This window comes from Oceanobacillus oncorhynchi (assembly GCF_000821065.1).
GTDB classification, from domain to species: domain Bacteria; phylum Bacillota; class Bacilli; order Bacillales; family Amphibacillaceae; genus Oceanobacillus; species Oceanobacillus oncorhynchi.
Genome location: NZ_CDGG01000001.1, coordinates 4,597,807 through 4,608,004 on the forward strand (window position 1 = coordinate 4,597,807; position 10,198 = coordinate 4,608,004).

Annotated in this window: 9 protein-coding genes and 1 rRNA gene; 3 read left to right on the forward strand and 7 right to left on the reverse strand. The window is 38.6% G+C overall.

Features of this window, described 5'->3' with window-relative positions; genetic code table 11:
* Nucleotides 1-8 precede the first annotated feature (8 nt).
* From BN997_RS21990 to BN997_RS22015, 6 genes are all read right to left on the reverse strand, one after another.
* Nucleotides 9-827 (reverse strand): phosphotransferase family protein, encoded by an 819-nt coding sequence (locus BN997_RS21990; protein WP_042535584.1) that lies wholly within the window; start codon nt 825-827, stop codon nt 9-11.
* A gap of 319 nt (nt 828-1,146) precedes the next feature.
* On the reverse strand, nt 1,147-2,052 hold the full coding sequence (locus tag BN997_RS21995; RefSeq protein WP_042535586.1) for a diacylglycerol/lipid kinase family protein: 906 nt from the start codon (nt 2,050-2,052) through the stop codon (nt 1,147-1,149).
* Between the two features lie 7 nt (nt 2,053-2,059).
* Entirely contained in the window at nt 2,060-3,001 is a 942-nt protein-coding gene (locus BN997_RS22000; RefSeq protein ID WP_042535588.1) for a nuclease-related domain-containing protein, read from the reverse strand.
* 100 nt (nt 3,002-3,101) lie between these two features.
* Nucleotides 3,102-3,677: an RNA 2',3'-cyclic phosphodiesterase gene (gene thpR, locus BN997_RS22005; protein WP_175297075.1), complete on the reverse strand. Its 576-nt coding sequence runs from the start codon at nt 3,675-3,677 to the stop codon at nt 3,102-3,104.
* 12 nt (nt 3,678-3,689) lie between these two features.
* Entirely contained in the window at nt 3,690-4,415 is a 726-nt protein-coding gene (locus BN997_RS22010) for a pseudouridine synthase (RefSeq protein ID WP_042535590.1), read from the reverse strand.
* An 11-nt stretch (nt 4,416-4,426) separates the two neighbouring features.
* Entirely contained in the window at nt 4,427-6,046 is a 1,620-nt protein-coding gene (locus BN997_RS22015) for a putative polysaccharide biosynthesis protein (RefSeq protein WP_042535591.1), read from the reverse strand.
* Between the two features lie 256 nt (nt 6,047-6,302).
* Here BN997_RS22015 and BN997_RS22020 point away from each other — a divergent pair, with 256 nt between their 5' ends.
* The 3 genes from BN997_RS22020 (at nt 6,303) to BN997_RS22030 (ending at nt 9,279) form a co-directional block, all read left to right on the forward strand.
* Nucleotides 6,303-7,574: a BaiN/RdsA family NAD(P)/FAD-dependent oxidoreductase gene (locus BN997_RS22020; RefSeq protein ID WP_042535592.1), complete on the forward strand. Its 1,272-nt coding sequence runs from the start codon at nt 6,303-6,305 to the stop codon at nt 7,572-7,574.
* A 116-nt stretch (nt 7,575-7,690) separates the two neighbouring features.
* On the forward strand, nt 7,691-7,885 hold the full coding sequence (locus BN997_RS22025; protein WP_042535593.1) for a hypothetical protein: 195 nt from the start codon (nt 7,691-7,693) through the stop codon (nt 7,883-7,885).
* A 224-nt stretch (nt 7,886-8,109) separates the two neighbouring features.
* Nucleotides 8,110-9,279, forward strand: coding sequence for a dicarboxylate/amino acid:cation symporter (locus BN997_RS22030; RefSeq protein ID WP_042535595.1), 1,170 nt, complete (start codon nt 8,110-8,112; stop codon nt 9,277-9,279).
* A gap of 792 nt (nt 9,280-10,071) precedes the next feature.
* On the opposite strand, the gene rrf is transcribed toward BN997_RS22030, so the two are convergent.
* Nucleotides 10,072-10,187 (reverse strand): 5S ribosomal RNA (gene rrf / locus BN997_RS22035).
* Nucleotides 10,188-10,198 lie beyond the last annotated feature (11 nt).

Genomic DNA, 10,198 nt, shown 5'->3' on the forward strand with positions numbered 1-10,198 from the left:
CCGATATGCTAAGAAACAATAAAATCTTTAATCGATTGGTTGATTTCCTGTAATTCCTTCAATCTTTGCTGGACTTTCCCTTTCTCATTACGGTCAAAGTGCCAGCATAAGAATTGGAGGTTGTCCTGCAGGAGATACCAGTACATACGAATAAACCATTGTCTGTCCGGCTCTATTCCGTAATTGATAAGCCACTCTTTCCAATCTTCCTTTGGAATATACCATTTTAAGAGCATACCAATATCCGTTGCAGGATCAGCAATGGTTCCATTATCCCAATCAATTAAATAAATGATGTTTTCTTTTGTTAAGATTAAATTATTATGGTTCATGTCACAATGACATACAGCGAGCCTTTGGTTCCTTGTATAAGGAAGCATCATTTCCAGCAAACCAATTGCTTCCAGTACCTCTTCCCGCTCATGCATTAAGCCATTATTTTCTAATTGTAAACAAAGCTGGGTGAAGCTTTCATCTGAGGTTACCGGTTTTTTCCCCATTTTTAACAGCATATGCATTAATTCCGAGGAATGATGTATTTTATACAATAAATCAGCCACAGATTGCTGCTTCATTTCTTCTTCATTCAAAGAACGCCCTTCCAGCCATTCTTGAGCGGTAATAACATCACCATTTTCTATTCGCTTTGTCCAAATAAGCTTTGGTACAATTCCTTCTGCAGAGAGTACAGCTAAGAAAGGCGATGTGTTCCGTTTCAAAAACAATCGCTTTCCATTTTTTTCAGCTATAAATGCCTCGCCGGTCAAACCTCCAGCCGGTCTGACAAGCCATCCTGTACCTAAAGCATGTTCGAGCCAGTTAATCATAATGTCTTCCCATCTTTCAAAATTAGCATTCAAGTGCGTGTTCAAGAAACATCCGAAAAATCTTTATTCATCAATAGACCATTCTTGCTTTTTATCTGGTTATAAATCAGATAGACAAGCAATCCTTCTCTATTTCCGATAAATAATATGATTCTTTTTCATGTGTTAAGTCTTTATTGTATCTAGAAATGATCAAAATTACAATATCTACATGCATTATCAATAATATTAAAATATAATAAAATTTCAATCAATCTGCTTTTTCTACTATTTATCATGGAGAATCGTCTGTAAATCTCCTACTGAATGAAGTTTCTATTTATATAATATGTACTGCCCGTTGATCCTTTGTAATCAGACAAGTACGGAGCCTTCCAGTTTCTCCATCTGCCTGATAGCGGACTGGTGAATCAGCCTCTATCACCAGCTCCTTCGTCCGAAATAATTCTACTTCCTTTAAAAAACGATGCAGGCCAAAAATAATCAGCAGGAATAATAATAGAATTTTCTTTCTGGATATCTGATGAACAATCAGTATGGACAGATATTCCTGATGCAGGACTGCATGTGGTACTACCTTTAACCCTCCGCCGCAATAGGGATGATTTGCTGCAGAAATGAGCCAGACATTTTGCAATGTCCTTACCTTTCCATCGTATTTCAAACGAATATTCATCGGTTGAAAGCTCCAGATTACCCGGATTAATGCAATCAGGTAAATCAGCTTCCCCAAACCCAGACGATTGAGCCAGCCCTTTAATCGAGATTTATTTGCTGCTTCTGTCGTTATTGCATCTATCCCGACACCGATACTATTGATAAATTTTTTGTTCTCACTGTTGTCCAGTTGAACCCTGCCATTCCAATAGCAGTACCTATCCGGACTTGAAATGATTTTCTGCCATTGCTTCTCTGCATTCCGATTTTGACCGGTCCCTCTGGCAAAATCATTTCCAGAACCGGTCGGAATAAAAGAAACCGGCACTTCTTGGTTCACCCAGCCATTCATTACTTCATGCATGGTTCCGTCTCCGCCGATAACGATAACATGCTTTATCCTTCTATCCCCGGAATAATTTGCAGCAATCACTTTGCCCTCCCCAGGTGCGTCAGTAAATAAAGTTTTTTGCTCGATGCTGTGAAAACTTTCCATCTTTTGAATACGCTCAAAGGCCTGCTTTGCTTTCCCATTCCCAGCATGGGGATTCACAATCAATAAATACATCGTCAGCTTACTCTGCTTCCCATTCCGGTCTCAGAAAAGAATGCGATAAGCTGTTTCTTAACAAGGATTCAGCCACACTGAGCTGCCTCTTTTTCAGCGGTAAATGAATAGATCGCTTCTCTTTAAACCATTCCGGGAAGGAGAGCTTATCGATAATTTCTGTCTGGTAAGGTGCGGTGGCATATAAAATACGATTAATTCTGGATATCACTGTTTTTTTAATCGGAATATCGATATTCTCTTCCTTCAGAAAACGTTCAATCCATTTTTCCGACCGTTTTAACGAAATTAATGGATTGACCAGCCGCCCCGGCTCTTCATTATTTTTAGCAGTAATGGTCCAGGTACGTTCGTCTCCAGCCATAATTACTTCGTCTGTATCCAGTTCAACAAATGATAGTATTTCTACTCCAATTGGTGTGATAAGTATAATATCTGTCTCCACTGCCGCTTGCTTCACTTCAAATATAGGACGGTACATCACAAGATATGTATCTGGAAACCGCTGCAGCAAAAATCGTAATAATGGATCATTATAATAATTCGAATCAACGACAGAAACCTGCGAAACAGTGGATGATGCCCATTTCATCTGAATTTCCAATATGCGATCCAGAAAAACCTGCTTTAATTCTTCTTCCGTATCAGGGAGCTTTAATAACGGTTTATTCCGTTTTACGATTTCTTCGTCTGGAGTCAAATCCTCTACAACAACCGGTGATTTGATAAATCGTTCTTTCCATTTTTGCAGCAGTGAGTTTTTTTCTTTTACCTCTTCTGCTTCCGGCTGTGCCTCTTGTTTGGTCTCCTCCTTCAGAGATGGATCAAGCCATTCCGAATGGAACTGTTCCCACTGTTCTTTCTTTTGTCTGATATATTGAGTGGGGTAACGATAGGTATCCCACTCATATCTGGAAATATAATCCTGTAGCTTAATTAACTGTGCCATCCTATTCTCTCCTTTTTCTCATCAGAAAACCTGCTACGCTTCTAGTTGCCATTGAAAGGTCTGCAAACTGTCCCTTCACACACTTATTTGTAAATGAGATTCAGCTAAATGACTCATGACGCAATGGAAAACGCTGAATGATTTCATATTTCGGAGTGGAAGAAGGATGTATCTTGTATAGCTCCACCGCATCCACGTTAAATGCTTCAGCTAAGGAAGGCATATTGGATATTATTTTATTCCAGCTGTCTTCTGTTACGGTTTTCTTTTGATCTGCCCATTTCTTAGCGATAGTAATATGCGGAGTATACGCTCTCTTCTCATTTTTATAGCCGATAATTTCACAAATCTGTACTACTTGCTGCTGTATGCGGTTCAACATTGGATTATTTTCCACCCCCAGCCATAAAACCCTTGGCTGATGTTTATTTCCAAAAGTACCTAAGCCTGTTCTGTTTAAATTAAATGCTGTGTAAGCTGTGATAGAATAAAGCTCATTCCGGAGAGTTTCTATCGACTTTTCATCTACTTCTCCTAAAAAAGCAAGCGTAATATGAAAATCTTCCTTATCCGTCCATTGCTTATAAGGAAGATGCTGCATGAAATGCTTCTGCCATTCTGTCAGCTGCTCTGCCAACAATGGCTTTACCTGGATACCTATAAAATAATGAGACATGGTCATAACTCCTTATTTCTTTAAACTGTAGCAATAAGCTACTTCCTCCTCGGTCAGCGGGCGGTAAGCTCCCCGCGCCAATTGGTCATCTAGGGTTAATTCTCCCATTCGATGTCGCTTTAAATAGATAACCTTCCCCTGAACCGCTTCAAACATCCGTTTAATCTGATGAAATTTTCCTTCCGTAATTTCTATTTGTACTTCAGAAATCCCCGATTCTTCATCTACAGATAATATTTCCAGTTTAGCTGGTTTAGTAAAGTAACCATCTTCCAGCGTAACTCCATCAGCAAATTGTTGGATTACATCCCGAGGCAGATCCCCCTTCACCTTGGCACGATACATTTTCGGTATATTTTTATTCGGAGAAGTCAGGTGGTGGCCTAAATCTCCATCATTTGTAATTAATAATAAACCTTCTGTATCTTTATCCAGCCTCCCCACTGGGAAAGGCTGGAAATGTCTTTCCTGTTCGGATAACAAGTCAATGACCGTCTTATCCTTTGCATCGACCGTTGCCGATACAACTCCGGGAGGCTTGTGAAGCATCAAATAAATAAATTCCTGATAAATGACAGGCTCTCCATCTACATGGATATTGTCTATATCTGGATTTACTTTTATCGAACCGTCTTTGACCACATGATTATTTAAAGTGACTTTTTTCGCTTTTAACAGCTGTTTTACTTCTTTCCTGCTTCCAACAGCCATATTTGCCAATAATTTATCTAATCGCATAGGAGAACTCCTTATTTTTTGCGTTTCAATCGATTTAAGCCTGGTATATTCCCTTGAAAGATATGTTCTAACAATGTTGATTTATACGCTAAAAATAGATAGAATAGTCCGCCTGCAGATATACCGATGAAAAGCATCATCGTCGTTGCCCAGCGTTCCTCCTGATATGGCAGAAAGAAGCTGAAACCAAATTTTAACACTGCAATAACGAAGCACATCATTCCTGTAAAAATCAAAATTAAAATCGTTCGCTTTACTGTTTGTTTATAAGAAAAATCAGCACTTCTTTTTATTCGGATTAAATTAAGCAAAACAGCAATACCTGCTGCAATTGCCGTACCTAAAATGGCTCCTTGTCCGCCGAACATATGAATAAACTGACTGTTGAATAATACTTTTACCAAAAGACCGGCCAATAAACTGATAACCGCATAATTTTGCTGATCAAGACCCTGCAGCATCCCAGCTGTTACTGTAATCAGGCCAAAGAGCAATGCCACTGGAGCATATAAGGCCATCAATTTCCCTGTAATCTCAATATCTTCCAGCGTAAATAACGAACCAAAAATTTCATCGGAAAGAATTGCAATTCCTGCAGCTGCCGGAATGACAAATACCATGATAACCTGTAAAGCCTGGTTAATTAGTTTTGTATAAGTAGTTTGATCGTTTTGTGTAAAAGCATTCGTTAACGATGGCAGCATCGCCATAGATAACCCTGTAGCGATAGTCATCGGTATAATAACTATTTTATGTCCCAAGTTATTGATAACAGCCAATTCTGTATCATATGTTGCTCCTCTGCCGCTGGCAACCATGGCAGGCTGAAATGTAAACTGATCAACAAGCTGATATAGCGGGATAGCTAGACCAACTAATACAAATGGACCGGCATATCGAAATAATTCCTTAAATAAATCGACCGTGCGAAAATCATGTGTCGTCTTCTGGTTTGCAATTTTCTTATCAATAAACGGTTTTCTTTTTCTCCAATACCAGAAAAGAACCAAACAAGCTGCCAGGGCGCCGATTAAAGCTGCAAATGCAGCAAAACCTACTGCTAAAGTAATCGACCCGTTAAAGTAATTTACAATAATATAAGAGCCGAGCAGAATAGCTATAATGCGCACAATTTGTTCTATGGTTTGGGAGATAGCCGTCGGCCCCATGGACTGATTCCCCTGAAAAAATCCCCGGACAATACTCATTGCCGGAATAACAATCAGTGCAAAGCTGACCATACGGATAACAAAGGCGATATCATCCGGGGTTATTGGTCCGCCTTCTCCTTTAATTTGTTGTGCTCCTATCCAATCAGCTGATAAAAACATCACAAGGAATGCAACAACGCCAGTGACTAGCATTAATGCACTGCCGGCACGGAACATCCGCATCCCAATTTGATAATCACCTAAAGCGTTATATTTGGATACAAATTTTGATACTGCCGCCGGTATGCCGACTGTGGATAAACTAATAAAAATACTGTAAGGTGTGTACGCATATACAAACAGCGCATTACCTGTCGTACCAACGATTGCAAAAAACGGGATAACAAAAATCATTCCTAAAAACTTGGACAGGAACGACGCACCTGATAAAAGCATCGTTCCTCGTAGCATATTTGACATTGTAACTTTTTCACCTACAATTAGATTAATAAAATAGATTGCTTTATTTTAGCACTTCCTATTAATTTTAGCATACTTTTTGTCTACATTGCTTGATTTAATCTGCTAAAAAACGACAAATAAATTTCATTTCATTCTATTACATCCTAAGCAGCCCTCATTTCCCTTATGATATATAGAAGAAATTTTTTATCAGGATTGTACATTTTTATAGAAAGTGCTACGATACGGAAGGAAAAGAAAGGAATGAGAAACCTTGGATTATGATGTTGTCGTCATCGGCGGAGGACCATCTGGATTAATGGCAGCTATATCTGCTGCAGAGCACGGCGCCAAAACACTGCTGATTGAAAAAGGAAAAAAGCTGGGCAAGAAATTAGCCATCTCCGGCGGAGGCCGCTGTAATGTAACAAACCGTTTACCGCAGGAGGAAGTAATAAAACATATTCCTGGCAATGGTAAATTTTTATATAGTGCTTTTTCAGTGTTTAATAATTATGATATTATCGATTATTTTGAAGGTCTCGGGATTGCTTTAAAGGAGGAAGATCATGGCAGAATGTTTCCAGAATCCAACAAAGCAATGGATGTGGTTAATGCACTTATTAATCAATTAAAAGAACAAGGTGTCACCGTAAAAATGAATACAAAAGCAGCTGCAATAGAATATGGGGAGAATCTGCACAAGGTACACTTCGATGAAGAACCTTCTATAGAAGCTGCCGCCATCGTTCTGGCAGCCGGCGGAAAAGCGGTACCTCACACTGGCTCGACAGGTGATGCTTATCCATGGGCTAAAATTGCCGGTCATACGGTAACGACACTTTACCCGACAGAAGTAGCGCTCACCTCGAAAGAAGCCTTTATTAAGCAAAAAAAACTTCAAGGCTTATCTCTAAGAGATATTCGTTTAAGCGTATTAAATAAACGGGGAAAACCAATTATCACCCATCAGATGGATATGATTTTCACTCATTTTGGTATTTCCGGTCCTGCCGTTTTGCGCTGTTCCCAGTTTGTCGTTAAAGAGCTGATGCGGGGCAGAGATGCTGTAGAAATGCATCTCGATATTTTAGCCGAAATAACCGAAGATGATTTATTTAAACAAATCATGCATACCCTTGAAGATAATCCAAAAAAAGCGTTTAAAAATGCAGTCAAAGGACTGATTCCTGAACGTCTTCTTGACTATTTAATGGAAACGCATGACATCGGCTCTGAACAAAAATGTGCCAATATCTCGAAAAACACCATGCTTCAATTTACAAAAGAAATTAAAAATTTCTCCTTCCAAGTACACGGCAGTCTTCCAATGGAAAAAGCTTTTGTTACTGGCGGAGGTATTTCAATTAAAGAAATTGTACCAAACACCATGAAATCAAAAATCATGCATGGCCTATATTTTTGCGGAGAAATTTTAGATATACATGGCTATACAGGCGGGTATAATATTACTTCTGCACTCGTTACCGGAAGAATAGCCGGCATGAATGCAGCCTTAGATACAACTATAGATGCTGTTAATTAATGTCTTTCATAATTTATTTTCCTCTGGAAATAATAAGTCTGTCTGAGCTGGCCATCTATCAACTGGCCAGCTTTTACTAACTGTCTTTTTCACATATGTTGAAAGGAAGGATTAGTATGGAAAAAAACTCAATTTGGCTTCCATTGGTTGCCTCTGTCGGTATTGGTGCAGCCACTTTTTATTCTATGACCAATCAACAACAAAATGTAGGTCAGGCTTTGCAGCAAGCAGCTCCTTTTTTCAGCTCTAAACAAAAATCAGGTTCAGGAAACAAGGAGACGGAAACATTAGGACCATTTGGAATGAGTTAATATCTCAGACTGGGAAGTATCCTCCGGGATGCTTCTCTTTTCTATATTCTACAAAAAATAATAATCTTGGGCTGCATTTCTAAACCATTTGAAACATATGAATAAATAGCTGACTTCCTTTCTTTTTCCATTCGTTTTACTTAATAAAGTCTGGCTATCGTCTTAATTTTGAGTTATACTATGTCCGTTACATATTATTTACAAACCAGATTGGAGAGTTTCTTATGCAACGCTTTGGTTTATTATTTCGTATTATTATTGCAATTGCTCTCGGTATTATTGTCGGAATAATTGCAAATGATTGGCTTATTCGATTGTTCGCCACATTTAATGATATTTTTGGCGGATTCCTCAGCTTTATCATCCCGCTAATTATTTTAGGGTTTATCGCACCCGGAATTGGTTATATGGGAAAAGGAGCCGGAAAATTATTATCGATTACAGCTTTAATTGCTTATGTATCAACTATCTTCGCTGGTATTGTAGCATATACAGCTGCAAGCAATCTGTATCCATCTATTTTAAGCGGACAGTCATTAACAATGTTTAATGACCCAAGCGGCGCACTGCTGGAAGGTTTTTTGGATTTTGAGATTCATCCGCCTTTTGAAGTAATTACCGCACTTATTCTTTCGTTTATTTTAGGAATTGGAATGGCAGCATTAAAAAATGATACGTTATTAAAAGTATTTACTGATTTTCGCTCTATTGTCGAATTAGTTATCAGCAAAGCAATTATTCCATTACTGCCAATTCATATTTTTGGAATCTTTGCCAACATGACACATGCAGGACAGGTCGCTTCTATTTTACAAGTATTCGCAGTTGTCTTTGTGATGATTATTCTGTTACATGTTTTATATTTAATCTTTCAGTATTCAGTTGCTGGAGCATTGAGTAAACAGAATCCTTTCCGGATGTTAAAAACCATGCTGCCGGCTTATTTCACAGCGCTTGGAACTCAATCCTCCGCTGCTACAATACCTGTTACATTAGCACAGTCCAAAAAATTAAAGGTAAAAAGCAATATTGCTGATTTCACGATTCCTTTACTTGCTAATATTCATTTATCAGGAAGCACTATTACCCTGTTAAGCTGTGCAACTGCAGTTTTATTTTTACAGGGAGACTCCATCACATTTGGATCTGTTTTTCCTTTCTTACTTGTATTGGGAGTGACGATGATTGCAGCGCCTGGGGTACCTGGCGGAGCTGTTATGGCTTCTATCGGCCTGCTTGAATCCATGTTAGGCTTCGGGCCGACAATGGTATCCTTAATGATTGCACTATATCTTGCTCAAGACAGCTTAGGTACAGCATGTAATGTTACCGGAGACGGAGCGATTACAAGTATAACAGATTCCATTAATAACCGATGGAATATATCTAAATAAGGAAAAAGACGAGAAGTACCATTAAACCTGGATACTTCTCGTCTTTTTAGTATGTAATTTAAAATTCAAATATCGAAGAGGAACGAAGTTAAAAAAACAAGAATACAGCTTGTTCTTTAAAACTTCGGTGTGCTTGCCAAGAAGATGTCCGCTACGACGGTTTTCGATGAGACGAGTAATCGCAGTCCCGGGCCCAGGGCAAAGATCTCGCAGAAAAAAAGCGAATTTCTTTTTTACCCTCGAAGCATAAGCGCGACTTTAGCTCTGTCTGTCGTTTCGCTAATCGCTGAGTCTTCTTTATCGCAGGGTACAACGCGAAGTCTCTAAAGTTTGGCGCCCGGAGCTGGACGCGGCTTTTTTCTATAAATAGTTATCCACAAAGCAATAATTCTATAATTTCCTATGCCACAAAAAAATACACTCATTTTCCTCTCCCGGATAATCGGTATAGAATGGATTTATGAGATATATTCAATATAAAGAAAGTCCTTCATTGTATATGTTTCTTATCGTGGATTTTTATGAATGTCTTCAAATAATACATACACATTTGAAGAGGTTCACCATACAGCACGTATATTTCAAAGACAGTACACCAATAAAATTCTATTTTTTATGTATGATTATAATAACAGCTAAATAGAAGTACTAAAAACTTGTATTAATGCTAGCTTATAAATAGAATGCTTGGTCGATGTTTATCCTAGCGATTTTTCGTTCAGTAACATTCTTTCATATATTTCTAAACAAAAAAAGAGCTAAGCATGATGCTTAACTCTTTTTCAATATGCTGCCTGGCAACGTCCTACTCTCGCAGGGGGAAGCCCCCAACTACCATTGGCGCTGAAGAACTTAACTTCTGTGTTCGGCATGGGAACAGGTGTGACCTCTTCGCTCTCGCCACCAGACAATAAAATAT

What these genes read in the sequence shown, in the direction of transcription:
- BN997_RS21990 (WP_042535584.1), bottom strand. Translation starts at nt 827, where the DNA reads ATGATTAACTGGCTCGAACATGCTTTAGGTACAGGATGGCTTGTCAGA.
- BN997_RS21995 (WP_042535586.1), bottom strand. Translation starts at nt 2,052, where the DNA reads ATGTATTTATTGATTGTGAATCCCCATGCTGGGAATGGGAAAGCAAAG.
- BN997_RS22000 (WP_042535588.1), bottom strand. Translation starts at nt 3,001, where the DNA reads ATGGCACAGTTAATTAAGCTACAGGATTATATTTCCAGATATGAGTGG.
- thpR (WP_175297075.1), bottom strand. Translation starts at nt 3,677, where the DNA reads ATGTCTCATTATTTTATAGGTATCCAGGTAAAGCCATTGTTGGCAGAG.
- BN997_RS22010 (WP_042535590.1), bottom strand. Translation starts at nt 4,415, where the DNA reads ATGCGATTAGATAAATTATTGGCAAATATGGCTGTTGGAAGCAGGAAA.
- BN997_RS22015 (WP_042535591.1), bottom strand. Translation starts at nt 6,046, where the DNA reads ATGTCAAATATGCTACGAGGAACGATGCTTTTATCAGGTGCGTCGTTC.
- BN997_RS22025 (WP_042535593.1), top strand. Translation starts at nt 7,691, where the DNA reads ATGGAAAAAAACTCAATTTGGCTTCCATTGGTTGCCTCTGTCGGTATT.
- BN997_RS22030 (WP_042535595.1), top strand. Translation starts at nt 8,110, where the DNA reads ATGCAACGCTTTGGTTTATTATTTCGTATTATTATTGCAATTGCTCTC.